This is a genomic window from Mycobacterium sp. E2327 (assembly GCF_001672675.1).
GTDB lineage: Bacteria > Actinomycetota > Actinomycetes > Mycobacteriales > Mycobacteriaceae > Mycobacterium.
In genome coordinates this window covers 64,673-88,782 of sequence record NZ_LZKE01000039.1, presented here as the reverse complement: position 1 = coordinate 88,782, position 24,110 = coordinate 64,673, and the positions used below count along the sequence as shown (strand labels likewise).

At 69.9% G+C, this 24,110-nt stretch carries 24 protein-coding genes and 1 pseudogene; 21 read left to right on the top strand and 4 right to left on the bottom strand.

From position 1 onward, the window contains the following. From A5712_RS05110 to A5712_RS05090, 5 genes and pseudogenes are all read left to right on the top strand, one after another. A pseudogene (locus A5712_RS05110) lies at positions 1-350 on the top strand (phosphohistidine phosphatase); the annotation flags it as partial. Beyond that, on the top strand, positions 347-1,168 hold the full coding sequence (locus tag A5712_RS05105) for a 1-acyl-sn-glycerol-3-phosphate acyltransferase (protein WP_068102110.1): 822 nt from the start codon (positions 347-349) through the stop codon (positions 1,166-1,168). The pseudogene A5712_RS05110 and the gene A5712_RS05105, both read left to right, overlap by 4 nt. Positions 1,169-1,201: 33 nt before the next feature. Next, positions 1,202-2,380: a cysteine desulfurase family protein gene (locus A5712_RS05100; RefSeq protein WP_068102109.1), complete on the top strand. Its 1,179-nt coding sequence runs from the start codon at positions 1,202-1,204 to the stop codon at positions 2,378-2,380. Beyond that, positions 2,381-3,457 carry a tRNA 2-thiouridine(34) synthase MnmA gene (gene mnmA / locus A5712_RS05095; protein ID WP_068102107.1) on the top strand — a complete coding sequence of 359 codons (1,077 nt, stop codon included), beginning with the start codon at positions 2,381-2,383 and terminating at the stop codon, positions 3,455-3,457. Between the two features lie 106 nt (positions 3,458-3,563). Continuing rightward, on the top strand, positions 3,564-3,848 hold the full coding sequence (locus A5712_RS05090; RefSeq protein ID WP_068102105.1) for a DUF4190 domain-containing protein: 285 nt from the start codon (positions 3,564-3,566) through the stop codon (positions 3,846-3,848). An 84-nt stretch (positions 3,849-3,932) separates the two neighbouring features. Here the strand turns inward: A5712_RS05090 and A5712_RS05085 are convergent, their stop codons facing one another. Further along, positions 3,933-4,577: a sensor domain-containing protein gene (locus tag A5712_RS05085; protein ID WP_197519295.1), complete on the bottom strand. Its 645-nt coding sequence runs from the start codon at positions 4,575-4,577 to the stop codon at positions 3,933-3,935. Between the two features lie 86 nt (positions 4,578-4,663). On the opposite strand from A5712_RS05085, the gene A5712_RS05080 reads away from it, so the two are divergent. From A5712_RS05080 to A5712_RS05055, 6 genes are all read left to right on the top strand, one after another. Continuing rightward, positions 4,664-5,692 (top strand): methionine synthase, encoded by a 1,029-nt coding sequence (locus A5712_RS05080; protein ID WP_068102103.1) that lies wholly within the window; start codon positions 4,664-4,666, stop codon positions 5,690-5,692. A gap of 64 nt (positions 5,693-5,756) precedes the next feature. After that, entirely contained in the window at positions 5,757-6,242 is a 486-nt protein-coding gene (locus A5712_RS05075; protein ID WP_068102101.1) for an SRPBCC family protein, read from the top strand. Continuing rightward, positions 6,239-6,556 carry a helix-turn-helix transcriptional regulator gene (locus A5712_RS05070; protein ID WP_068102099.1) on the top strand — a complete coding sequence of 106 codons (318 nt, stop codon included), beginning with the start codon at positions 6,239-6,241 and terminating at the stop codon, positions 6,554-6,556. Before A5712_RS05075 ends, A5712_RS05070 begins: the two co-directional genes overlap by 4 nt. Before the next feature lie 194 nt (positions 6,557-6,750). Beyond that, positions 6,751-8,829, top strand: a complete 2,079-nt coding sequence (ligA, locus tag A5712_RS05065; protein ID WP_068102097.1) for an NAD-dependent DNA ligase LigA — start codon at positions 6,751-6,753, stop codon at positions 8,827-8,829. Next, positions 8,826-9,953, top strand: coding sequence for a cystathionine gamma-lyase (locus tag A5712_RS05060; RefSeq protein ID WP_068102094.1), 1,128 nt, complete (start codon positions 8,826-8,828; stop codon positions 9,951-9,953). Before ligA ends, A5712_RS05060 begins: the two co-directional genes overlap by 4 nt. Beyond that, a complete protein-coding gene (locus A5712_RS05055) occupies positions 9,950-10,624 on the top strand; it encodes a DUF5995 family protein (RefSeq protein WP_082973273.1) in 675 nt (224 codons plus the stop codon). Before A5712_RS05060 ends, A5712_RS05055 begins: the two co-directional genes overlap by 4 nt. A 5-nt stretch (positions 10,625-10,629) precedes the next feature. Here the strand turns inward: A5712_RS05055 and A5712_RS05050 are convergent, their stop codons facing one another. After that, positions 10,630-11,286: an amino acid-binding protein gene (locus A5712_RS05050; RefSeq protein WP_156766420.1), complete on the bottom strand. Its 657-nt coding sequence runs from the start codon at positions 11,284-11,286 to the stop codon at positions 10,630-10,632. Between the two features lie 151 nt (positions 11,287-11,437). Here A5712_RS05050 and gatC point away from each other — a divergent pair, with 151 nt between their 5' ends. The 6 genes from gatC (at position 11,438) to A5712_RS05020 (ending at position 17,717) form a co-directional block, all read left to right on the top strand. Beyond that, positions 11,438-11,737: an Asp-tRNA(Asn)/Glu-tRNA(Gln) amidotransferase subunit GatC gene (gene gatC / locus A5712_RS05045; RefSeq protein WP_067153317.1), complete on the top strand. Its 300-nt coding sequence runs from the start codon at positions 11,438-11,440 to the stop codon at positions 11,735-11,737. Continuing rightward, a complete protein-coding gene (gatA, locus tag A5712_RS05040) occupies positions 11,734-13,221 on the top strand; it encodes an Asp-tRNA(Asn)/Glu-tRNA(Gln) amidotransferase subunit GatA (RefSeq protein WP_068102092.1) in 1,488 nt (495 codons plus the stop codon). The genes gatC and gatA overlap by 4 nt, the downstream gene beginning before the upstream one ends. A 54-nt stretch (positions 13,222-13,275) precedes the next feature. Beyond that, complete coding sequence (locus tag A5712_RS05035) at positions 13,276-14,307, top strand: ATP-dependent 6-phosphofructokinase (protein WP_068102091.1); 1,032 nt, start codon at positions 13,276-13,278, stop codon at positions 14,305-14,307. Between the two features lie 128 nt (positions 14,308-14,435). Then, positions 14,436-15,578 (top strand): MinD/ParA family protein, encoded by a 1,143-nt coding sequence (locus tag A5712_RS05030; protein WP_082973272.1) that lies wholly within the window; start codon positions 14,436-14,438, stop codon positions 15,576-15,578. Between the two features lie 55 nt (positions 15,579-15,633). Next, positions 15,634-17,145, top strand: a complete 1,512-nt coding sequence (gene gatB, locus A5712_RS05025) for an Asp-tRNA(Asn)/Glu-tRNA(Gln) amidotransferase subunit GatB (RefSeq protein WP_068102088.1) — start codon at positions 15,634-15,636, stop codon at positions 17,143-17,145. A 32-nt stretch (positions 17,146-17,177) separates the two neighbouring features. After that, the gene (locus A5712_RS05020; RefSeq protein WP_082973275.1) at positions 17,178-17,717 is read left to right on the top strand and encodes a flavin reductase family protein; all 540 of its coding nucleotides are present in this window, start codon (positions 17,178-17,180) and stop codon (positions 17,715-17,717) included. On the opposite strand, the gene A5712_RS05015 is transcribed toward A5712_RS05020, so the two are convergent. Next, a complete protein-coding gene (locus A5712_RS05015) occupies positions 17,714-18,835 on the bottom strand; it encodes a sorbosone dehydrogenase family protein (RefSeq protein WP_068102085.1) in 1,122 nt (373 codons plus the stop codon). The genes A5712_RS05020 and A5712_RS05015 overlap by 4 nt on opposite strands. 218 nt (positions 18,836-19,053) lie before the next feature. On the opposite strand from A5712_RS05015, the gene A5712_RS05010 reads away from it, so the two are divergent. Next, positions 19,054-19,911: a DoxX family protein gene (locus A5712_RS05010; protein ID WP_068102083.1), complete on the top strand. Its 858-nt coding sequence runs from the start codon at positions 19,054-19,056 to the stop codon at positions 19,909-19,911. A 3-nt stretch (positions 19,912-19,914) separates the two neighbouring features. Here A5712_RS05010 and A5712_RS05005 read toward each other — a convergent pair whose 3' ends face one another. Next, complete coding sequence (locus tag A5712_RS05005; RefSeq protein ID WP_068102121.1) at positions 19,915-20,253, bottom strand: PH domain-containing protein; 339 nt, start codon at positions 20,251-20,253, stop codon at positions 19,915-19,917. A gap of 392 nt (positions 20,254-20,645) precedes the next feature. Between A5712_RS05005 and A5712_RS05000 the strand changes: the two genes are divergently transcribed. The 3 genes from A5712_RS05000 to ilvC are packed head-to-tail and all read left to right on the top strand — an operon-like array spanning position 20,646 to position 24,049. Then, on the top strand, positions 20,646-22,514 hold the full coding sequence (locus A5712_RS05000) for an acetolactate synthase large subunit (protein WP_068102081.1): 1,869 nt from the start codon (positions 20,646-20,648) through the stop codon (positions 22,512-22,514). Further along, positions 22,514-23,014, top strand: a complete 501-nt coding sequence (ilvN, locus tag A5712_RS04995) for an acetolactate synthase small subunit (RefSeq protein ID WP_067153334.1) — start codon at positions 22,514-22,516, stop codon at positions 23,012-23,014. The genes A5712_RS05000 and ilvN overlap by 1 nt, the downstream gene beginning before the upstream one ends. 33 nt (positions 23,015-23,047) lie before the next feature. After that, positions 23,048-24,049, top strand: a complete 1,002-nt coding sequence (ilvC, locus tag A5712_RS04990) for a ketol-acid reductoisomerase (RefSeq protein ID WP_081665585.1) — start codon at positions 23,048-23,050, stop codon at positions 24,047-24,049. The last annotated feature ends 61 nt before the right edge of the window (positions 24,050-24,110 follow it).

Below are 24,110 nucleotides of genomic sequence, written 5' to 3'. Positions count from 1 at the left end.
CGGACGGGGCGGTGGGGATGCACCCGGTACTGCGGCGGCGCGGCGTGGCGGTTCAGGATGAAGTCGCGCACCCCGCGCAGTTGGCTGCCGGGAGCCTGAACATCCGCCCCGTCCGGGTGGGCGGGCGGACCCTCGACGACATCCCCGCGCCGCCACGGCCCGCGGTGCCGCCGCTGATGCGCGGCTACCTGCGGCTAGGCGCCCAGGTCTGCGGCGAGCCCGCGCACGACCCGGACTTCGGCGTCGGCGACTTCTGCGTGCTGCTGGACAAGCGACGCGCCGATACCCGATATCTCAAGCGGCTGCGGTCGGTGTCGGCGGCTTCCGAAATGGTGGGCGGCGCGCAGTGAACGCTCCCGCCGCCCACGCCTGGCTGCCCCGCGCGACGTGTGACAGCAGCTGTGTGCGGGTCGGCCCCGCGTCGTCGCAGTGGCGGGTGGTGCTGCGCGTGACGCTTCGGGTCATGCTGGCGCTGGTGTTGGCGGCGGTGGTGCCGCTGGCGCTGGTGCCGCTGCCGGGCCAGATGCGTGTGCAACGGTTCTGCTGCCGGGTGCTGCTGCGCTGCTTCGGTGTCCGGATCAGCGTGTCCGGCAGCCCGATCCGCAACCTGCGTGGGGTACTGGTGGTCAGCCCCCACATGTCCTGGCTGGACGTGTTCGCGATCGGCTCGGTGTTGCCCGGCTCGTTCGTGGCCCGCGCCGATTTGTTTGGTGAGCTCGCGGTGCGCCTGCTCAAGATCATTCCCATCGAACGGGCCAACCTGCGGCGGCTGCCTTGGGTGGTCGAAACGGCCGCACGGCGGCTGCGCGCGGGTCAGACCGTGGTGGCATTCCCGGAGGGCACCACGTGGTGCGGGGTTGCCTGTGGCTCGTTCTACCCGGCGATGTTCCAGGCCGCGATCGATGCCGGCCGCCCGGTGCAGCCGCTCCGGTTGAGCTACCACCACGTCGACGGCGGCGTTTCGACCGCTCCCGCCTTCGTGGGTGACGACACCCTGTGGCGCTCGATGTGCCGGTTGCTGGCCGTGCGCCGCACCTTGGCGCACGTTCACGTTGAATCCCTGCAGCTGCCGGGCACCGATCGGCGGGCGCTGGCCCGCCGCTGCGAGTCGGCGGTCGGTGTGGGAGTGCCGCAGCGCCCCCGGCGCCGCCACGTGCTGGTGGGTTAGCCACAAAGACCTGCAGGTATCGTGGGGCGCGTCATGGTTTACCTCGACCACGCCGCCACCACCCCGATGCACCCCGCCGCCATCGAGGCGATGACGGCCGCGCTCGGCACCGTCGGCAACGCGTCCTCGCTGCACACCAGCGGGCGGGCGGCGCGGCGGCGGATCGAGGAATCGCGGGAGCTGATCGCCGACAAACTGGGCGCGCGCCCGTCGGAGATCATCTTCACCGCCGGCGGCACCGAGAGCGACAACCTGGCCGTCAAGGGCATCTATTGGGCCCGCCGCGGCGCCGAACCGTCGCGCCGGCGCATCATCGCCAGCGAGGTGGAACACCACGCCGTGCTGGACTCGGTGAACTGGCTCGTCGAACACGAGGGCGCCGAGGTGACCTGGCTGCCCACCGCCGCGGACGGGTCGGTGTCGGCGGCCGCGCTGCGCGAGGCGCTGCAGAGCCACGACGACGTCGCTCTCGTATCGCTGATGTGGGCCAACAATGAGGTCGGCACCGTGATGCCGGTCGCCGAACTCGCAGCCGTCGCAGCCGAATTCGGCGTCCCGATGCACAGCGACGCCGTTCAGGCGGTGGGGCAGTTGCCCGTCGACTTCGCGGCCAGCGGTCTCTCGGCGATGAGCGTGACAGCGCACAAGTTCGGCGGTCCGCCCGCCGTGGGGGCGCTGCTCCTGCGCCGCGACGTCGCCTGCGTGCCGCTGTCGCACGGCGGCGGACAGGAGCGCGACATCCGTTCCGGCACACCGGACGTCGCAGGCGCCGTCGGCATGGCGGCGGCGGCCCGCATCGCGGTGGACGGCCTCGAGCCGAACAGCGCGCGGCTGCGGGTCCTGCGCGATCGCCTGGTCGAGGGCGTCCTGGCCGGCATCGACGACGTCAGCCTCAATGGCGCCCGCGACCCTCTGCGGCTGCCGGGCAACGCGCACTTCACCTTCCGCGGCTGCGAGGGCGACGCGCTGTTGATGCTGTTGGACGCCAACGGGATCGAGTGCTCGACCGGCTCGGCCTGCACCGCCGGGGTGGCGCAGCCGTCGCACGTGCTGGTCGCGATGGGCGCCGACCCGGCGAGCGCGCGCGGGTCGTTGCGACTCTCGTTGGGGCACACCAGCGTTGACGCCGACGTGGATGCGGTGCTGCGGGTGCTGCCCGGTGCCGTGGACCGCGCCCGGCGGGCCGCGCTGGCGGCCGCGGGGGCGCCGTAAGTGAAGGTCCTCGCCGCGATGAGTGGCGGCGTCGATTCGTCCGTCGCCGCCGCTCGCATGGTCGACGCCGGGCACGACGTGGTCGGGGTGCACCTGGCGCTGTCCTCGGCGCCCGGCACGCTGCGCACCGGTTCGCGGGGCTGCTGTTCGAAGGAAGACGCCTCGGATGCGCGCCGCGTTGCCGACGTGCTCGGAATCCCCTTCTACGTATGGGATTTCGCGGAGAGGTTCAAGGCGGACGTGATCGACGACTTCGTCGAGTCGTACGCGCGCGGTGAGACCCCGAACCCGTGCGTGCGGTGTAATCAGCGGATCAAATTCTCGGCCCTGTCGGCGAAGGCGGTCGCGCTGGGCTTCGACACGGTGGCCACCGGCCACTACGCCCGGCTGTCCGGCGGGCGGCTGCGCCGCGCCGTCGACCGGGACAAGGACCAGTCCTACGTGCTGGCCGTGCTGACCGCCGAGCAGTTGCGGCACGCGGCGTTCCCGATCGGGGACACCCCCAAGCCCCAAATCCGGGCCGAGGCGGCCCGGCGCGGGTTGGCCGTCGCCGACAAGCCGGACAGCCACGACATCTGCTTCATCCCGTCCGGGGACACCCGGGCCTTCCTGGGGGAGCGCATCGGGGTGCGCCGCGGCGCCGTCGTCACCGCCGACGGGGCGGTGCTGGCCACCCACGACGGGGTGCACGGTTTCACCATCGGGCAACGCAAGGGGCTGGGCATCGCCGGTCCGGGGTCCGACGGCCGCCCGCGCTATGTGACGTCGATCGACGCCGAGACGGGGACGGTCGAGGTCGGGGAGGCGGCCGACCTCGACGTGCGCGGCCTGGTCGGGCGGTCGCCGGTGTTCACCGGGGGAGCCCCGCTGGACGGGCCCGTCGAGTGCGTGGTCCAGGTGCGCGCGCACGGCGAGACGGCGGCCGCGGTGGCCGAACTGGTCGGCGACGAGCTCGTCGTTCGGCTGCGGGTCCCGCTGCGGGGCGTGGCGCCCGGGCAGACGCTCGTGCTGTACCGCCCGGATCCCGACGGCGACGAGGTGCTGGGCAGCGCCACGATCGCCGGCACGTCGCGCTGATTCCGCGCGCTGAGCGCCCGGCCTGAGCGTCTCAAGGATTCATCAAGGATCCGCCAAGGGCGGTTTCCGATCCTTTCCGTGACAGCCAGGAAAGGAGCCAGCAGACATGAGCACCCAGCAAGTCGCGGCGCGTGAGGAATCGTCCGTCCAGACCAATGCCTGGGCCATCGCGGCCTTCGTGCTGAGCCTCATGGGCATGTACGGCAGCCCGCTGCTGAGCAGCATCTTTGCCGTCGTCGCGCTGCACCAGGTCAAGCACCGCGGGCAGAACGGCTTCGGGTTGGCGATCGCGGCCCTGGCGGTCTCGGCGGCCATGACGGCCCTGCACGTGGCGATGTGGGTCAAGTACGGCCACCCCAACTTCGAGCTGCTGGCGACGGCGCACTGGTGACGCCCCGCCGGGATGGTGGCGACCCGTCCCCCAGCTGCGCGGGGGTGCCCCCAGCGCCCGGCTACGCCGCGCTTGCGATCGCCACTAGCCCGGGATGTTGGCCGCGATGTTCGTCATGACGATGTCCGACACGGATTGCGCGAAGCCGCAGAACGTGACCTCCACCATGGCCACCTTCAGCACCCGGTAGTCGCGGCCGCACCCGCCGGGTCCGAGGTGCAGCGAAGTCGCGTCGGCGGTCCACCCGCCGACCAGCGACTCGCCCGCCGAGCCTCCCGCACAGCCGCGCACGGCGCCGACCAGGGCGCTGAACGCCCGTCGCGCGATGTCGACGTCCTGGTAGGCGGCGGCGCCCTCGGAGATTAGCGCCCCGTCGGGCGGGTCCTGGAAGGTGGTCTTGTGGAACTCCTCGATGTCGGGACCAAAGGTCGCCGTCTCGGCATAGAGGAACCGGCATTCGGCGGGCGTGGCCTCGGCGAGCGCGTCGATGTCCACCGGGCGGGTGCCGTCCATCGAGGGGATGATCGTCAGGTGCTCGCCCGCGCCGGTGATCGCCCGCATCCGTGACTGGTCCAGCAGGATCGTGTCGACGTTGACGCCCTGGACGCCCTTGGCGGCGGGCCCGAATCCGGGGAGGGCGGTGCCGCCCACCACCCGGGTGCACGCCGCCGCCAGCAACACCGCGCCCACCGACAGCAGCGGCCTGGTGAATCTCGCTCTACGCCCCACCGTTTGCACCCTTCTCGGCTAGAACCTACCCCGCCGCAACACCCCTGGCGACCGGCGCGCTAGGCGACGTCGAATACGGTTGGCCGGTGAGTGTTTTCGCGCATCCGTTCGCGACGGGCAGCGGCATCGGATCGTGGCCCGGCACCGCGGCGCGCGAGGCCGCCGCGGTGGTGGTCGGCGAGCTGGCGGGCGCGCTGGCCCACATCGTCGAGCTGCCGGCCCGCGGAGTCGGTGCCGACCTGTTCGGACGGGCCGGCGCGCTGCTGGTCGACGTCGCGATCGACACGGTGCCGCGCGGCTACCGCATCACGGCCCGGCCCGGCGCCGTGACGCGCCGCGCCGTCAGCCTGCTCGACGAGGACATGGATGCGCTGGAGGAGGCCTGGGAGACGGCGGGGCTGCGCGGCGGTGAGCGCGTCGTCAAGGTGCAGGCCCCCGGACCGATCACGCTGGCCGCCGGGCTCGAGCTTGCCAACGGCCACCGGGCCATCACCGACCCCGGCGCCGTGCGTGACCTGGCCGCGTCGTTGGCGGAAGGCGTTGCGGCGCATCGGGCGTCGCTCGCCCGCCGCCTCGATACGCCGGTGGTGGTGCAGTTCGACGAGCCGTCGCTGCCGGCGGCGTTGGGCGGACAGCTGACCGGGGTGACGGCGCTGAGCCCGGTCGCCGCGCTCGACGAGGCGGTCGCCCTGGGGCTGCTCGACACGTGCGCCGCGACCGTCGGCGCCGACGTGCTGGTGCACAGTTGCGCTTCTGGGCTGCCGTGGGATCTGTTGGGGCGCAGCGCGATTAGTGGTATATCCGTGGATGCGGGCACGCTGCGCGCCGAGGACTTGGACGGCATCGCGGCTTTCGTCGAGTCGGGTCGCACCGTCGCGCTGGGCGTGGTCCCGGCGACGGCGCCGCCAAAGCGGCCGTCGGCCGAAGAGGTCGCCACCGCCGTCGTCGCGGTGACCGATCGGCTCGGATTCGGCCGCTCGGCGCTGCGCGAGCGCATCGGCGTGACCCCGGCGTGCGGCTTGGCGAGCGCCACGCCGGCGTGGGCGCGGACCGCGATCGAGCTCGCCCGCACGGCCGCCGAGGCGTTCGCTGAGGACCCCGACGCCATCGAATAGGCAACCATTTGGTTGCGCTTCGGACTGGATTGTGGCAGCCTGATAGGCAACCAGGAGGTTGCATATGAGTACTGATCGAATTCAGAAACAAGTCGTGTTGCGCGCGCCGCTGGACCGGGTGTGGCGAGCCATCACGGACGCCGAGCAGTTCGGGCGCTGGTTCGGCGTCCGCTTCGACGGGCCGTTCGTCGCGGGCCAACCCGTCAGCGCGACCATTACCCCGACCACCGTCGATGACGAGGTCGCCAAGCGCCAGGAGCCACACGCCGGCGTGACGACCACGTGGGAGATCGTCGCGATCGAGCCGCGGCGGCGATTCACCTACCGCTGGCAGCCGTGCGCGGGCGAGCCGGATGCGGACGATGAGCCGACCACCCTGGTCGAGTTCACCCTCGCCGAGACGCCCGACGGCGTCCTGCTCACCATCACCGAATCGGGTTTCGACGCCATCCCGGCGGCGCGTCGCGCTTCCGCGTTCGAGGCGAACTCCGAGGGCTGGGCCATGCAGACCGACCTCGTGCGCCGGTATCTGGAGGGCACCCGGGTATGAGCGCTGTCGGCGCGCCGCTGTTCGACGCGCTGGGCGACGCGAATCGGCTGCGCATCATCGTGCGGCTCTGCGACGTCGGCCCATGCTCGACATCGCAAGTCACCCAAGCGATTCCGGTCACCCGGCAGGCCGCCAGCAAGCACCTGGCGCTGCTCGAATCCGCGGGAGTGGTCACCAGCGCCCGCCGCGGGCGCGAGCGCGTCTGGACGGTGCGGACCGAACCGCTGGCCCAGGCCAGCAACTACCTCGACCAGCTGTCGCGGCGCTGGGACGCCGCGGTGGAGCGGTTGCGTGCGTTCGTGGAAGAGGAGTGAGTCACTCCGGTCACAGCTCGGAGGGATGTGCCGTAGTGCCCGCCTCGCAGCGACTGCTGACTCGGCCCGCGTCGGGCTCGCGAATTGTCGCTGTGAGGCGGGCACACGCGGTGTCGGCTCTCGGAGAGACGGGTGTGGCCGATGTGACTGAGGTGTCGCAGTCGGCCGTCGGCCCCCTTCGATAGCCTGCGAAGGTGACTTCGGCAGAAGCTGACTCCTTAGCGCCCGACGTTCGGCGGCAATGGCAAGAACTGGCCGACGAGGTGCGCGAACACCAGTTTCGTTACTACGTGCGCGACGCGCCGATCATCTCCGACGCGGAGTTCGACGCGCTGCTAAAGCGGCTCGAAGCGCTCGAGGAGCAGCATCCCGAACTGCGCACGCCCGATTCGCCGACCCAGCTCGTCGGCGGGGCCGGCTTCGCCACCGATTTCACCGAGGCCGAGCACCTGGAGCGAATGTTGTCCCTGGACAACGTGTTCAGCGCCGAGGAGTTCGAGGTGTGGGCCGCGCGCGTGCGCGCCGAGGTCGGTGACGACGTGCCCTACCTGTGTGAGCTCAAGATCGACGGTGTCGCGCTGTCGCTGGTGTATCGCGACGGTCGCCTGGTCCGGGCGGCGACGCGGGGCGACGGACGCACCGGCGAGGACGTCACGCTGAACGCCAGAACCATCGACGACGTCCCGGAACGGCTCACGGCCGGCAAGGACTACCCGGTGCCGAAGGTTCTCGAGGTGCGCGGCGAGGTGTTCTTCCGGCTGGACGACTTCGAGGCGCTCAACGCCGCGCTGGTCGAAGACGGCAAGACGCCCTTCGCCAACCCGCGCAACAGCGCCGCGGGCTCCCTTCGCCAAAAGGACCCCGCGGTCACCGCGCGGCGCAGGCTGCGGATGATCTGTCACGGCGTGGGACACACCGAGGGCTTTCGCCCGGCCACGCTGCACGACGCCTACCTGGCGCTGGGCGCGTGGGGCCTGCCCGTTTCCGAGCACACCGCCCGGGTGGAAAACGTCGCGGGCGCGCTCGAGCGCATCACCTATTGGGGCGAGCACCGTCACGACGTGGATCACGAGATCGACGGTGTGGTGGTCAAAGTCGACGATGTGGCGCTGCAGCGCAGGCTGGGCTCGACCTCGCGGGCGCCCCGGTGGGCGATCGCGTACAAGTACCCGCCGCAGGAGGTGCAGACCAAGCTCCTGGACATCCGCGTCAACGTCGGGCGGACCGGGCGCGTCACACCGTTCGCGTTCATGACGCCGGTCAAGGTGGCCGGGTCGACGGTGGGGCTGGCCACGCTGCACAACGCCGCCGAGGTCAAGCGTAAGGGCGTGTTGATCGGCGACACCGTGGTGATTCGCAAGGCCGGCGACGTCATCCCCGAGGTGCTCGGCCCGATCGTCGACCTGCGCGACGGCTCGGAACGCGAATTCGTCATGCCCACAACGTGTCCCGAATGCGGCACCCCGCTTGCCCCGGCCAAGGAGGGCGACGCCGACATCCGCTGCCCCAACGCGCGGTCGTGCCCGGCGCAGTTGCGGGAGCGAGTTTTTCACGTCGCGGGCCGCGGCGCGCTCGACATCGAAGGACTCGGTTACGAGGCCGCCACCGCGCTGCTGCAGGCCGGCGTGATCGCCGACGAGGGCGACCTGTTCGCCCTCACCGAGGACGACCTGTTGCGAACCGAGCTGTTCCGGACGAAGGCCGGCGGGTTGTCGGCCAACGGCGCGCGGCTGCTGGCCAATCTCGATGTGGCGAAGGCGAAGCCGCTGTGGCGGGTGCTGGTGGCGTTGTCGATCCGGCACGTGGGCCCGACGGCCGCCCGCGCGCTGGCCACCGAATTCGGCGACCTGCAGGCGATCGAGGACGCGTCCACCGAGCAACTGGCCGCGGTCGAGGGAGTCGGCCCCACCATCGCCGCCGCCGTCACCGAATGGTTCACCGTCGACTGGCACCGGGCGATCGTCGACAAATGGCGGGCGGCCGGCGTGCGGATGGCCGACGAACGCGACGCGAGTGTGCCGCGCACCCTCGAGGGGCTGACGATCGTAGTCACCGGTTCGCTGGCGGGTTTCTCGCGCGACGACGCCAAGGAGGCGATCGTGTCGCGCGGCGGCAAGGCCGCGGGATCGGTGTCGAAGAAGACCGACTACGTCGTCGCCGGCGACTCGCCGGGCTCCAAGTACGACAAGGCGGTGGAGTTGGGCGTGCCGGTCCTCGACGAAGACGGATTCCGAAAGTTGTTGGCCGACGGGCCTTCCGGGGCTGACGAGTGAGCAGTTCGTACGGTGATTCGACGCGTAGCGTCAAGGCCGTAAGCTCCCCGGCCGTCGCCGGCCGGCCGGTGGCGCCGCCGGCGGTGCTGGCCTCCACCTATCATCTGTCTGCCGACGAAACCGCTGATCTCGATACCTACGGCCGCAGCTCCAATGCGACCTGGCGGCAAGTGGAATCGGCCCTCGCCGCGCTGGAGGGGGCGGCCGGCGCGGTGGTGTTCAGCTCGGGCATGGCGGCCATCGGTGCCGCACTGTGCGCACTGGCCCGTCCCGGGTCGGCGTTGGTGGTGCCGTCCGACGGCTACTATCAGGTGCGCCAGTATGCGGCGGAACACCTTGCGCCCGCGGGTGTTTCGGTGATCGAGGCGTCGAGTTCGCAAATCTACGACGCGGCGGCGGGCGCGGACGTGGTACTGGCCGAAACGCCCACCAACCCCGCGCTGGATGTGATCGACCTGCGGCGGTTGGCCACCGTGTGCCATTCTCGCGGCGCGCGGTTGATCGTCGACAACACCGCGGCTACCCCGTTCGGTCAGTGCCCCCTGGCGCTGGGCGCCGACCTGGTGGTGGCCAGCGCCACCAAGGGACTCTCGGGGCACAGTGACCTGCTGGCCGGTTACGTGGCGACCGACCAGCCCGAGTTGATCGCCGCCGTCGAACGCCATCGGCTGCTCGCCGGTGCGATCCTCGGTGGCTTCGAGGCGTGGCTGCTGCTGCGCAGCCTGGGAAGCGCCGGGCTGCGGTTCGACCGCCAGTGCCGCAATGCGCAAGCGGTGGCGACGATGCTGGCCGGCGATCCGGCGGTACGAGCCGTGCGCTACCCGGGATTGGTCGAAGATCCGGCGCACCCCGTGGCCGTCGCGCAGATGCGCCGGTTCGGCACCCTGGTCTCATTCGAGTTGGCCGACGCGGCCGCGGTGCGGGCACTGGTGGACGGGTCCGAGTTGCTGATCGCGTCCACCAGCTTCGGCGGCATCCACACCTCGGTGGACCGCCGGGCACGGTGGGGCGACCGCGTCCCCGACGGGTTCGTGCGCCTGTCGCTGGGCATCGAAGACACCGACGACCTGGTTGCCGACATCGAGCGGTCGCTCGCGGCAAAATCTGGTGTGATGGGCGGGTGAGCCCGACCTCCGTTGCCGACGTGGTCGCGCGCATGCGGGCCATCGCGGCACAACTGCCGCCCGATGACGGTGCCGAGGTGTTCAACGGCGTCTATCTGCGAGTGACCGAGATGATGGCGGACCGGCTCGCGGCGAAGGGTGTGTTCCACGACGAGGCGTTCGTCACCGACCTCGACGTCCGCTTCGCCGGTTACTGGTTCGACGCGTACGACGCCGCCGGGGCCAAGCCCAACGCGTGGGCGCCGCTGTTCGCCGCGCGAGGCAGCAAGGGAATCCTGCCGATTCAATTCGCGCTTGCCGGCATGAACGCACACATCGAGCACGACCTGCCGCTCGCCGTGATCGCCACGTGTGCCGCGCGCCGGTGCACGCCGGACACCCCGGGCGTGCACGCGGACTACGAGAAGATCAACGACGTCCTCGCCAGCGTCGAGGCCGAGATCCGGCGGTCCTTCCTCGACGACGTGGAAAAGGCGATCGACGATCACCTCGAGCCGGTCGCGCACCTGATCACCTCGTGGGACATCGCGAAGGCGCGCGATTTCGCGTGGCTGACCGTGCAGACGATGTGGGAGCTGCGACGGGTCAGCGAGTTGTTCGACGCCTATGCCGCGGGGCTGGCCCACACGGTGGGAATGGGTTCCCGGCTGCTGCTGACCCCGCTGACCTGAACGCCTCAGCGCAGCATCGTCGCCACGATGCCGGCCAGATAGCCGAGCCGGGCGACCTCCGAGGGCCGGAATTCCGGGCCCGGACGGCCCAGCACCACCGCCGTGTGCGGGTCGCCCAGCGGCGCGGCGACCATCGTGGTGTCCATGTCGCGCCACGCCTGCGGCACCCACTCGGCGGTATGGTCCAGCGCCGCCGCGCGTTCGATGGGCAGCCAGGGGGCGGAATCGGCCTTGGTTTCCGGGCACCCGGGGCTGTCGGCGAGGCGCTCCAATTCCCCGTGTGAACTGCGCAACACCATGCACCAGCTCACCCGCAGCACCTTGGGAGCCTCGTTGACCAGGACCTTCAGCCGCGACGCGTCGTCGCCGGCGGCGGCGACGTGGTCGAGAAGCTCCAGCTCGCGGTGCGCCTCCAGCAGCCCGGTGTGCGGGCGGACGCTGTCCACTCGGACGTTAGGCAGTGATTCCGCGGCGGTGATCAGCCGGTCCGGCATCACCCCCGGCGGCAACTCGATGACCAGGTCGTCGATCGCGTAACCCGAGCTGCGCTCCACCACGTCGAGCGACAGGATGTCGGCGCCCGCCGAACCGAGCGCGACGGCCAGCGAGCCCAGGCTGCCGGGGCGGTCGGCTAGCTCGATGCGCAACAGATATGACGGCACGGCCAACACTTTGGCACAGCAATGTATCCGCGGCATTTCGGCTGGGACGGCGGCGTGCAGCCCGCATCGTTGCCCGACTGGGTCTGATCGCCGGCCTCCTCCTCCCCGCCGCTCTGCGGCGCGCTTCGTCGCCGGGCTAGGCTTTCCGGTCGTGTCCCAGATCTCCCGCGACGACGTGGCGCACCTTGCGCGGCTGGCCCGGCTGGCCCTGACCGACGCCGAGCTGGACAGCTTCGCCGGCCAGCTCGACGCCATCCTCACCCACGTCAGCCAGGTCCAATCGGTCGACGTCACCGGCGTCGAAGCGACCGACAACCCGCTGAAGGACGTCAACGTCACCCGCCCGGACGAGCGGACGCCGTGCCTGACGCAGGCCGAGGCGCTGGCCGAGGCGCCCGAAGCCGTTGACGGCCGCTTCGCCGTGCCGCAGATTCTGGGGGACGCCGAGTGACCGATATCGTCCGCTCCGACGCCGCGACGCTGGCCGCCCAGGTCGCCGCCGGGGAGCTGTCGTCCACCGAGATCACCCGGGCCTGCCTGGACCAGATCGAGGCGACCGACGACCGGTACCACGCGTTTTTGCACGTCGCGGCCGACGAGGCGCTGGCCGCCGCGGCCGCCGTGGACGACGCGGTGGCCGCCGGCAAGCCGCTGCCGTCGGCGCTGGCCGGGGTGCCGCTGGCGCTCAAGGACGTGTTCACCACGGTCGACATGCCCACCACCTGCGGCTCCAAGATCCTGGAGGGCTGGCGTTCCCCCTACGACGCGACCGTCACCGCGCGGTTGCGCGCGGCCGGCATCCCGATCCTGGGCAAGACCAACATGGACGAGTTCGCGATGGGCTCGTCGACGGAGAACTCCGCCTACGGCCCCACCCGCAACCCTTGGAACCTGGACCGGGTGCCCGGAGGTTCCGGCGGCGGCAGCGCGGCCGCGCTGGCCGCGTTCCAGGCCCCGCTGGCCATCGGGTCCGACACCGGGGGCTCCATCCGCCAGCCGGCCGCGCTGACCGCGACCGTCGGCGTCAAACCCACCTATGGCACGGTGTCGCGCTACGGGCTGATCGCCTGCGCGTCGTCGCTGGATCAGGGCGGCCCGTGCGCGCGCACGGTGCTGGACACCGCCCTGCTGCACCAGGTGATCGCCGGGCACGACGTCCGCGACTCGACGTCCGTCGACGCCGAGGTGCCCGACGTCGTCGGCGCCGCCCGGGCCGGCGCGGGCGGTGATCTGCGCGGCGTGCGCGTCGGCGTCGTTCGGCAGCTGCGCGGCGAGGGCTACCAGGTGGGCGTCCTGACCTCGTTCGAGGCCGCCGTCGAGCAGCTGACCGAGCTGGGCGCCGAAGTCAGCGAAGTCGACTGCCCGCACTTCGATCACGCGCTGGCCGCCTACTACCTGATCCTGCCGTCCGAGGTGTCCAGCAACCTGGCCCGCTTCGACGCGATGCGCTACGGCCTGCGGGTCGGCGACGACGGCACGCATTCCGCCGAGGAGGTGATGGCGCTGACCCGCGCGGCCGGGTTCGGCCCGGAGGTCAAGCGGCGCATCATGATCGGCACCTACGCGCTGTCCGCCGGCTATTACGACGCGTACTACAACCAGGCGCAGAAGGTCCGCACGCTGATCGCGCGCGACCTCGACCGGGCGTACGAATCCGTCGACGTGGTGGTGTCGCCGGCGACTCCGACCACGGCGTTCCCGTTGGGGGAGAAGGTCGACGATCCGCTGGCGATGTATCTGTTCGACCTGTGCACCCTGCCGCTGAACCTGGCCGGCCACTGCGGCATGTCGGTGCCGTCCGGGCTGTCCCCGGACGACGGCCTGCCGGTCGGGCTGCAGATCATGGCCCCCGCGTTGGCCGACGACCGCCTCTACCGGGTGGGCGCCGCCTACGAGGCGGCCCGCGGGGCGCTGCCGAGCCCGGCCACCGTTTAGCGGCAATTTGCGCCAGGTCGCGCCATCCGGGGCCCGTGCGGGCAAGATGAACAGATGCGGATCGGAATTCTCACCGGGGGCGGCGACTGTCCCGGGCTCAACGCCGTCATCCGGGCGGTGGTGCGCACCTGCGACTCGCGATACGGGTCTTCGGTGGTCGGATTCCAGGACGGGTGGCGCGGGCTGCTGGAGAACCGGCGCATCCAGCTGCAAAACGACGACCGCAACGACCGCCTGCTCGCCAAGGGCGGAACGATGCTGGGCACCGCCCGCGTGCACCCCGACAAACTTCGGGCCGGGCTGAACCAGATCAAGCAGACCCTGGACGACAACGGCATCGACGTGCTGATCCCGATCGGCGGCGAGGGCACCCTGACCGCGGCGCACTGGCTGTCCGAGGAGAACGTTCCCGTCGTCGGCGTGCCGAAGACCATCGACAACGACATCGATTGCACCGACGTGACTTTCGGGCACGACACCGCGCTGACGGTGGCCACCGACGCCATCGATCGGTTGCACTCGACCGCCGAATCCCACCAGCGAGTGATGCTGGTGGAGGTGATGGGCCGCCACGCGGGATGGATCGCGTTGAACGCCGGGCTGGCGTCCGGCGCGCACATGACGCTGATCCCCGAACAGCCCTTCGACGTCGAGGACGTGTGCCGGCTCGTCAAACGCCGCTTCCAGCGCGGGGATTCGCACTTCATCTGCGTGGTCGCGGAGGGCGCCAAGCCGATCGCCGACTCGATCACGTTGCGCGAGGGCGGGATTGACGAGTTCGGCCACGAGCGGTTCACCGGCGTCGCCGCGCAGCTCGGCGCCGAGGTGGAGAAGCGGATCAACAAGGAGGTCCGGGTGACCGTGCTGGGCCACGTGCAGCGCGGCGGCACCCCGACCGCGTACGACCGGGTGCTGGCGACGCGCTTCGGCGTCAACGCCGCCGACGCCGCGCACGCGGGCGAGTACGGGCAGATGGTCTCGCTGCGCGGCCAGGACATCGGCCGGGTGTCGCTGGCCGACGCCACCCGCCAACTCAAGCTGGTCCCCGAGAGCCGCTACGACGACGCGGCGGCCTTCTTCGGCTAAGCGGTGGCGAACAGCCGGTGGCACCGAATTGACGGCCGGCTGAATTTGCCGCCGCATCCGGCAGCTCACGCCTGGTCGCCGCGATTTTCGTGGTTTTCCGCCAGCTCGAAGCGGTTATACCGTCTGCTATGAGCAACCGCGGTTCGATTCGCGGAGCCGTTCAAGGGTCGGGCCCGCGAGACCATCAGCGGCCGCCGCCGCGCGGGCGAGATGACGCCAATTGGACTTCTGCCACGGTGCCCCGACCGCCACAGCCCCCGCCGACGGCGCCGGCACCGGCGCGGCGGGTCCCCCCGCGGTCGCGCCCGGAGCTGACCGTCGGCGGGACGGCCCTCGACAGCCTCGAGCCGCAAGACACCGAGGACTCCGCCGGGTTCGACTGGCGAGACCTGGTCCGGCGCCTCACCGGAATCGACCTCGGCCGGGGCAAAGGTTCGGCATACGAGCAGGAGCTACGGGAGCGCATCCGCGCTCCGCTGGGCGGCGCGTTCCCCATCGCGGTGCTCAACCTCAAGGGCGGTGTCGGCAAGACCGTCGTCGTTGAGGCACTGGGCTCCACCTTCGCCGCCGTCCGCGACGACAAGGTGATCGCCGTGGACATCGACGCCGGCGACTTGGCCGAGCGCCACGGCCGCCGCAACCCGCTGAGCATGGCCGATCTATTGCGGGACGGCGCGGCCACCCACTATTCGGATGTGCGGGCGCACACCTACATGAACAGCTTCGGGCTGGAGGTGCTCGGGCTACCGGACTACGCGCGCACCGATTGGCGGCTGGAGCGCCACGACGTGGTCAGGACTTTTTCGATTCTGCGCAAGCACTATTCGGTGGTGTTGGTGGACTGTGTCAAGCCGGTCAATTCGGCCGTGATGGACGCCGTGCTGCCGGCGTCGTGCGCCCTGGTGGTGGTCACCAGCACCTCCATCGATGCGATACGCAAGACCAGGACCACCCTGGACCTGTTGCGCAACAAGGGATATCAGCGCTTGATGGCGCGGACCGTGCTGGCGATCAACCATGTCGAGGCGGGCAAGGTCGCCGTGGTCGCCGCCAAGGAGCTCGACGCGTTGTCCGCCCGCGTGGCCGCCACCGTCGTGCTGCCGTTCGATCGGCACGTGCATGACGGCAAGGAGATCGGCCTGGACCGGCTCAGCAGGGAAAGCCGGCGCAGCTACCTGGAGATGGCCGCCGCGTTGGCCGACATGTTTCCCGGCGCGGGCATGGAGCAAGGGCTCCGGCTCGGGGCAAGCCGAAGGCCGCCCGGGTCCTAGCTGTGCCGATGGGTGGTGACCCGCCGCGCTCGCGATCACCACTACGATCGACGGCATGAGTGTTGCCGCCGGTCCCGAGCTGCTGGATTACGACGAGGTCGTCGCGCGTTTCGACCCAGTGCTCGGCCTCGAGGTGCACGTCGAGCTGTCCACCGCGACCAAGATGTTCTGCGGCTGTTCCACCACATTCGGCGCCGAACCCAACACCCAGGTGTGCCCGGTGTGCCTCGGATTGCCCGGCTCGCTGCCCGTGCTCAACCAGGCCGCGGTGGAGTCGGCGATCCGGATCGGGCTGGCGCTGAATTGCGAGATCGTGCCCTGGTGTCGCTTCGCCCGGAAGAACTACTTCTACCCGGACATGCCCAAGAACTACCAAATTTCGCAGTACGACGAGCCGATCGCGATCAACGGCTACCTGGAGGCGCCGCTGGAAGACGGCTCCACCTGGCGGGTGGAGATCGAGCGCGCCCACATGGAGGAAGACACCGGCAAGCTCACCCACATCGGCAGCGAGACCGGCCGCATCCACGGCGCGACGACGTCGCTGATCGACTACAACCGGGCCGGCGTGCCGCTGATCGAAATCGTCACCAAGCCGATCGTGGGGGCGGGCGCCAGCGCCCCGCAGATCGCCCGGTCCTACGTCACCGCGCTGCGAGACCTGTTGCGCGCCTTGGGCGTATCCGACGTACGGATGGATCAGGGTTCGATGCGTTGCGACGCCAACGTGTCGCTGAAACCGACGGGGGCGACCGAGTTCGGGACCCGGACCGAGACGAAGAACGTCAACTCGCTGCGCAGCGTCGAGGTCGCCGTGCGGTACGAAATGCAGCGCCAGGGCGCCATCCTCGTGTCCGGCGGGCGGATCACGCAGGAAACCAGGCACTTTCACGAGTCCGGGTACACCAGCCCCGGTCGCACCAAGGAAACCGCCGAGGACTACCGCTACTTCCCGGAACCCGACCTCGAGCCGGTCGCGCCCAGCCGCGAGTTGGTCGAGCAGCTGCGGCAGACCATCCCCGAGTTACCATGGTTGAGCCGCAAGCGAATTCAGCAGGAGTGGGGCGTTTCCGACGAGGTCATGCGGGATCTGGTCAACGCCGGCGCCGTCGAACTGGTCACCGAGACCGTCAAGCACGGGGCGTCGAGCGAGCAGGCCCGCGCCTGGTGGGGAAACTTCCTGGTGCAGAAGGCCAATGAGGCCAATATCGAGTTGGACGAGTTGGCCATCACGCCCGCTCAGGTCGCCGCGGTGATCGCGCTGGTCGACGAGGGCAAGCTGTCCAACAAGCTGGCCCGCCAGGTCGTCGAGGGCGTGCTGGCCGGGGAGGGTGAACCGGAGCAGGTGATGACCGCCCGCGGCCTGGCGCTGGTGCGTGACGACTCGGTGACGCAGGCCGCCGTCGACGAAGCGCTGGCCGCCAATCCGGATGTCGCCGAGAAGATTCGCGGCGGCAAGGTGGCCGCGGCCGGTGCGATCGTCGGCGCGGTGATGAAGGCCACTCGCGGACAGGCCGACGCGGCCCGGGTCCGCGAGCTCGTGCTGGCCGCCTGCGGTCAGGGCTGACCGGGACGGTCGCGCCGGTGTTCGACGACCTGATGGCCATGCTGGACGGCCCGGTGTTCGTCGTGACCACCCAGGCCGACACTCAGCCATCGGGTTGCCTGATCAGCTTCGCCACCCAAACCAGCGTGCAGCCACCGAGCTTCATGGTCGTGCTGCCGCGCAGCAGCGCAGCCTGCGACGCGGCGCGCAATTCCGAGCATCTGGCGGTGCACGTGCTGGCGCAGCACCAGGTCGCCCTGGCGGAGCTTTTCGACGGCGAAACCGACGACCAGGCCGACAGATTCGGTCGCTGCTCGTGGCGCGTCGGGCCGCACGGGATGCCCATCCTCGACGAGGCGATCGCCTGGTTCGTCGGCAGAACCGCGCATTGGATCGATATCGGGGATCACGTCGCCTTCATCGTGGAACCCGTCGCCGGATGGGTCCCCGATTCCGACGAGGACGTGCTCTACCTTTCCGATCTCGACGAGATGGAGCCGGGCCAGGTCGCGCCGGAGCGGTTCGTCCTGCACAAGCCGGCCGCCGAGCCGCGCAAATACGGCCTGAGGTTCACCCTGGAGGGGCCCGTTTAAGTCTTGTCGTCGTTGTTGCGCGGGAAGCCGCCGCCCTGCGGGAACAACGGGAACACCACGTCATCGAGCTTCTCGGCGTCCCCGGCGGTCTTGTTAACCGTTGCGCCCCAGACGTTTCCGTCCGGCGACATCCGCAGCGCCCACGCGTGCGCGTGGGTGTCCTTACGGACGACGTCGGGTTCGCCGGTGACCGCGCCGGTCTTCGGCGCGAGCCGCACCGCCACGGTCAGCTTGGTGTTTATCAGGTTCACCAGCACGGTCCCGTCCATCGCCGCGCAGCCCGCGACGCCGGGCTTGTCCGGCCACGTCCACACGGTGGAGACCTCGGAGGTTTTGGTGATGCGCTGCAGGCGGTCGGCGGTCGGGGTGCGGTCGGCAACGTACAGCGAGCCGTCGACGGGGTCGATGCACATGCCGCCGCCGGAGCCCACGCCGGACAGCGCGGTCGTCGGCGGGGCCTGGCCGATGGTGGTCGGCTGCTCGATGCGCAGCACCTTGCCGGCCAGCGACTTGGGGTCGGCGGCCATCGCCGGGTTGCCCGCGTCGCCGGTCATCACGACCAGCGTGGTCGGGCTGGTGAAGATCAGCGCGCCGGTGTTGCCGGTGGCGCCCTTGGGGATCCCGGTCAGGATGTCCTTCGGGATGTCGCCGTCGGCCACGCGGATGACCCTGTTGTCGGTCGGCGTGCTGATGTAGGCGTACATCAGGCGGTCCTGCTGATAGGTGGGCGACAGCACGATGTCCATCAGCCCGCCGTCACCGGACGGGTCGACGGGAATGACCACCTTCACCTTCGGCTCGGCGTTGACCGAGATGTCCTTGACGGCGCCGGTGGTGCGCTCGGCGACCAGCGCGGTTTTGCTGTCGGGGCCCATGATCAGGCCGCTGGTGCTCTCCAGGCAGCCCTGCATGACTCCCGGCGCCGGGCACACTTTCGGGAAGGGCGTCGGCGGCAGCGGCGGCGGCGGGGGAGGCGTCGAGCTGGGCTGGGGCTTGAGTTCGGGGGCGGTCGTGAAGGGCTGCGATTGGGCGTCGTTGAACCGCGCGCACCCGCTCGCGACCAGCACGACCGCGGACAGCGCGGCCAGACCGCCGCGAACCGAGCCCCGTATCCGCATGACCGACAGGCTACGGACTGGGCGGGCACCGCCGCCACACGCCTGCCGGGGTTCGGCCACGCAAGTTGTGCCGGTGGGGCGCCGATTTAACGCTTTTTGGCCCTGCAGAGGGGCGGAAAAGGCGATTTGGGGCCAATCCGGGGCGTTTTGGCGGACTAACCGGCGAAAGCGCCGCTCAAATCCCCGATTCAGGCGCGTTTGCCTTTACCCTGACACCCGTGACCAGTCAATCGAATGACGCACATTGGAGCCGTCCCGGCGAATCGTCGGAGCCGGGCCCGGGGCGCCCCGCCTCGGCGCGCTTGGTCGACCCCGAGGATGACCTGACGCCGGTCGGGTACCCGGGCGACTTCGGAAACACCACCGTCATCCCCTACGTCGACCCCGCTGCGGCGGGTAGCCCTGGGGCCGGCGGATACCACCTCCTCGACCAGCAGGAGCCCCTGCCGTACGTGCAGCCGGCGTCGACGGCGCAGCCGATGCCGATCTCCGCGACCGAGCCGGCCCAGATCGACGGGGACACGGACGACGAGCGTCACCGCGAGATCGGCAAGCGCGGCACCCAGAACCTGGGTTTGCTGGTGCTGCGGGTCGGGCTTGGCGTGGTGTTGGGGGCCCACGGGTTGCAGAAGCTGTTCGGCTGGTGGGGCGGCGGCGGCCTGAGCGGCCTGAAGAATTCGCTGTCCGACGTCGGCTACCACCACGCCGACATCCTCGCCTACGTCAGCGCAGGCGGCGAGATCGTCGCGGCGGTGCTGCTGATCTTGGGCCTGTTCACCCCGGTGGCCGCGGCGGGCGCACTGGCGTTCCTGATCAACGAACTGCTGGCCACCGTGTCGGGCGGCGCGCGCTCGCACGCCTTCGCCTACTTCCTGCCGCAGGGGCACGAATACCAGATCACCCTGATCGTCCTGGCCGTTGCGGTGATCCTGTGCGGACCGGGCCGCTACGGCCTGGACGCCGGCCGGGGTTGGGCCCACCGCCCCTTCATCGGGTCGTTCGTCGCCCTGCTGGCCGGCATCGCCGCCGGCGTCGCGGTCTGGGTCACGCTCAACGGGGTCAACCCGATCGGCTGACCCTCATCGGTAGGGGTTGGGCACCCGTCCCGCGCTGACCTCGGTCAGCTGCGGCAGCGTGGCGAAGGTAACCGCGGGCAGGCGCAGCTCCGCACCGCTTTTCAGGAGGGCGCGCGCCCAGGAACCGCGGTGAAAGCGCAGCCCGTCGATCTCTTCCCAGCGCACCGTCCTGCTCCCCAGCAGGGTCCGAACGGTCAGGCCCCGCTCGTCGGCGACCGTGCGCAGCCGGATGATCAACGCGGACAACGCCACCGGGATGAGCAGCAGCGGCGCGGATACCGGCCAGGCCAGCACCGGTATCAGCAAGCCGAGGGTGAAGAACCCGACGGCGAAGTGCGCCATCGGCGACACCTTGATCACCACGGGGGAATCGGTAGCCACTCGAACATCATTTCACCGTGCGCCGGCGTTCCCGCCGCCCGCTGCCGAGTGTGAACAGGCGGCGACGGTCCTCGGCGTGTCGCCGCCAGGAATGCACACGGGAAAGCCGTGGCTGCACACCCGACCCGGATTTGACTGTTGAGCTGTGCGAAGGCTACCGTCGGACGTTATGGAAACCGCCGGAAAGCCCGGGATGCTCGTAGTACTTAGTCAGCGCGTTGGTGCCTGACTGAGCCCTTCAGCATTTGAAGCGATCCAGCACCAACGCGCAACCCTCGTTCAGCCGATGAGCTGACGGGGGTTTTTTCTTGCGCAGCAACGAAACTTCGAATAGTGAATAGGACCCCAGGACAGTGAGCGCTCCCACCAGGCCACCCGCCACGCAGGCGCAGGATCCGGCCAGCGTCGCCACGGACGCCGTTAAACCCACCGCAAAGACGCCGGCCGCTCAACCGAAACGCGTTGGCCCGGAACAACTTACCGGTGCCCAGTCGGTGATCCGGTCGCTGGAGGAACTCGACGTCGAGGTCATCTTCGGGATACCCGGCGGTGCCGTGCTGCCGGTCTACGATCCGCTGTTCGACTCGAAAAAGCTGCGCCACGTGCTGGTTCGGCACGAGCAGGGCGCCGGCCATGCCGCCAGCGGCTACGCGCACGCCACCGGCAAGGTCGGCGTCATGATGGCGACCTCGGGTCCCGGCGCCACCAACCTGGTCACCCCGCTGGCCGATGCCCAGATGGACTCGATCCCCGTCGTCGCCATCACGGGGCAGGTCGGGCGTGGGTTGATCGGGACGGACGCCTTCCAGGAGGCCGACATCTCGGGCATCACGATGCCGATCACCAAGCACAATTTCCTGGTCCGCTCCGGCGACGAGATCCCCCGGGTGCTGGCCGAGGCCTTCCACATCGCCCGCTCGGGACGTCCGGGCGCCGTGCTCGTCGACATCCCCAAGGACGTGCTGCAGGGTCAGTGCACGTTCAGCTGGCCCCCGCGGATGGACCTGCCCGGCTACAAGCCGAACACCAAGCCGCACAACCGGCAGGTCCGGGAGGCCGCCAAGCTGATCGCGGCCGCGCGCAAACCGGTGCTGTACGTGGGCGGCGGGGTCATCCGCGGCGAGGCGACCGAGCAGCTGCGCGAGCTGGCCGAGCTGACCGGCATCCCGCTGGTCACCACGCTGATGGCGCGCGGCGCCTTCCCCGACAGCCATCCGCAGAACCTGGGCATGCCCGGCATGCACGGCACCGTGGCCGCGGTGGCGGCGCTGCAGCGCAGCGACCTGCTGATCGCGCTGGGCACCCGGTTCGACGACCGGGTGACCGGCAAGCTGGACTCCTTCGCCCCCGAGGCCAAGGTCATCCACGCCGACATCGACCCCGCCGAGATCGGCAAGAACCGGCACGCGGATGTGCCGATCGTCGGCGACGTGAAGGCCGTCATCACCGACCTCATCGCGATGCTGCAGCACCACGACGTCCCCGGCAACATCGAGATGACCGAGTGGTGGGCGTATCTGCACAGCGTCCAGTCCACCTACCCGCTGAGCTACGGCCCGCAGAGTGACGGCAGCCTGAGCCCGGAGTACGTGATCGAGAAGCTGGGCGAGATCGCCGGCCCGGACGCGGTGTACGTCGCGGGCGTCGGCCAGCACCAGATGTGGGCCGCGCAGTTCATCTCGTATGAAAACCCGCGCACCTGGCTCAATTCCGGCGGACTGGGCACCATGGGCTTCGCCATCCCGGCGGCCATGGGCGCCAAGATCGCCCGCCCGGACGCGGAGGTCTGGGCGATCGACGGCGACGGCTGCTTCCAGATGACGAACCAGGAGCTGGCCACCTGCGCCATCGAGGGCGCGCCGATCAAGGTGGCGCTGATCAACAACGGCAACCTCGGCATGGTGCGCCAGTGGCAGACGCTGTTCTACCAGGAGCGCTACTCGCAGACCGACCTGGCCACGCACTCGCACCGGATCCCCGACTTCGTGAAGCTGGCCGAGGCGCTGGGCTGCGTCGGATTGCGTTGCGAGCGTGAGGAAGACGTCGTCGACGTGATCAACCAGGCGCGGGCGATCAACGACCGCCCGGTGGTGATCGACTTCATCGTCGGCGCCGACGCGCAGGTGTGGCCGATGGTCGCCGCCGGCACCAGCAACGACGAGATCCAGGCCGCCCGCGGGATCCGCCCGTTGTTCGACGACGAAAGCGAAGGGCACGCCTGATGCAGACGCACACGCTGTCGGTGTTGGTGGAGGACAAGCCCGGTGTGCTCGCCCGCGTGGCGGCGCTGTTCTCGCGGCGCGGCTTCAACATCGAGTCGCTGGCCGTCGGCGCGACCGAGCAGAAGGACATGTCGCGGATGACCATCGTGGTCTCCGCCGAGGAGACCCCGCTCGAGCAGATCACCAAGCAGCTCAACAAGCTGATCAACGTGATCAAGATCATCGAGCAGGACGACGACAACTCGGTGTCCCGGGAGTTGTCGCTGATCAAGGTGCGGGCCGACGCCGGCACCCGTAGCCAGGTCATCGAGGCGGTGAACCTGTTCCGCGCCAAGGTGATTGACGTGTCACCGGAATCGCTGACCATCGAGGCCACCGGTGACCGCGGCAAGATCGAGGCGTTCCTGCGCGTGTTGGAGCCCTTCGGGATTCGCGAAATCGCCCAATCCGGAATGGTGTCGCTATCCCGCGGTCCGCGCGGTATCGGCACGGCCAAATAGCAAACAAGGAGAAAGTTCACCGTGGCATTAGAGATGTTCTACGACGACGACGCAGACCTGACGATCGTCCAGGGCCGCAAGGTCGGCGTCATCGGGTACGGCAGCCAGGGGCACGCGCACTCGTTGAGCCTGCGCGACTCGGGCGTGCAGGTGCGCGTCGGGCTCAAGGAGGGTTCGAAGTCCCGGGCCAAGGTTGAAGAGCAGGGCCTGGACGTCGACACCCCCGCCGAGGTCGCCAAGTGGGCCGACGTCATCATGCTGCTGGCCCCCGACACCGCGCAGGCCGACATCTTCAAGAACGAGATCGAGCCGAACCTGAAGGCCGGCGACGCTTTGTTTTTCGGGCACGGGCTCAACATCCACTTCGACCTGATCAAGCCGCCCGCCGACGTGACCGTCGCGATGGTTGCCCCTAAGGGCCCCGGCCACCTGGTGCGCCGCCAGTTCGTCGACGGCAAGGGCGTGCCCTGCCTGATCGCCGTCGACCAGGACCCGACCGGCCAGGGCGAGGCGCTGGCCCTGTCGTACGCCAAGGCCATCGGCGGCACCCGGGCCGGCGTCATCAAGACGACCTTCAAGGACGAGACCGAGACCGACCTGTTCGGTGAGCAGGCCGTGTTGTGCGGTGGCACAGAGGAATTGGTGAAGGCCGGCTTCGACGTGATGGTCGAGGCGGGCTACCCGCCGGAGATGGCGTACTTCGAGGTGCTGCACGAGCTCAAGCTGATCGTCGACCTGATGTACGAGGGCGGCATCGCCCGGATGAACTACTCGGTGTCCGACACCGCGGAGTTCGGCGGCTACCTGTCCGGCCCGCGGGTCATCGACGCCGGCACCCGCGACCGGATGCGCGACATCCTGCGCGAGATTCAGGACGGCACCTTCGTCAAGAAGCTCGTCGCCAACATCGAGGGCGGCAACAAGCAGCTCGAGCAGTTGCGCAAGGAGAACGCCGAGCACCCCATCGAGGTCACCGGCAAGAAGCTGCGCGACCTGATGAGCTGGGTCGACCGCCCGATCACCGAGACGGCGTAACTTTCTGGCCGAGCAGACGTAAAAGCCCCGAATTCGTCGGCGTGTCGGGGGCTTTTGCGTC

What these genes read in the sequence shown, in the direction of transcription:
- ilvC (WP_081665585.1), top strand. Translation starts at nt 23,048, where the DNA reads ATGTTCTACGACGACGACGCAGACCTGACGATCGTCCAGGGCCGCAAG.
- ilvN (WP_067153334.1), top strand. Translation starts at nt 22,514, where the DNA reads ATGCAGACGCACACGCTGTCGGTGTTGGTGGAGGACAAGCCCGGTGTG.
- A5712_RS05030 (WP_082973272.1), top strand. Translation starts at nt 14,436, where the DNA reads ATGAGCAACCGCGGTTCGATTCGCGGAGCCGTTCAAGGGTCGGGCCCG.
- A5712_RS05070 (WP_068102099.1), top strand. Translation starts at nt 6,239, where the DNA reads ATGAGCGCTGTCGGCGCGCCGCTGTTCGACGCGCTGGGCGACGCGAAT.
- A5712_RS05005 (WP_068102121.1), bottom strand. Translation starts at nt 20,253, where the DNA reads ATGGCGCACTTCGCCGTCGGGTTCTTCACCCTCGGCTTGCTGATACCG.
- A5712_RS05090 (WP_068102105.1), top strand. Translation starts at nt 3,564, where the DNA reads ATGAGCACCCAGCAAGTCGCGGCGCGTGAGGAATCGTCCGTCCAGACC.
- A5712_RS05020 (WP_082973275.1), top strand. Translation starts at nt 17,178, where the DNA reads ATGGCCATGCTGGACGGCCCGGTGTTCGTCGTGACCACCCAGGCCGAC.
- A5712_RS05075 (WP_068102101.1), top strand. Translation starts at nt 5,757, where the DNA reads ATGAGTACTGATCGAATTCAGAAACAAGTCGTGTTGCGCGCGCCGCTG.
- gatB (WP_068102088.1), top strand. Translation starts at nt 15,634, where the DNA reads ATGAGTGTTGCCGCCGGTCCCGAGCTGCTGGATTACGACGAGGTCGTC.
- A5712_RS05035 (WP_068102091.1), top strand. Translation starts at nt 13,276, where the DNA reads ATGCGGATCGGAATTCTCACCGGGGGCGGCGACTGTCCCGGGCTCAAC.
- A5712_RS05100 (WP_068102109.1), top strand. Translation starts at nt 1,202, where the DNA reads ATGGTTTACCTCGACCACGCCGCCACCACCCCGATGCACCCCGCCGCC.
- A5712_RS05015 (WP_068102085.1), bottom strand. Translation starts at nt 18,835, where the DNA reads ATGCGGATACGGGGCTCGGTTCGCGGCGGTCTGGCCGCGCTGTCCGCG.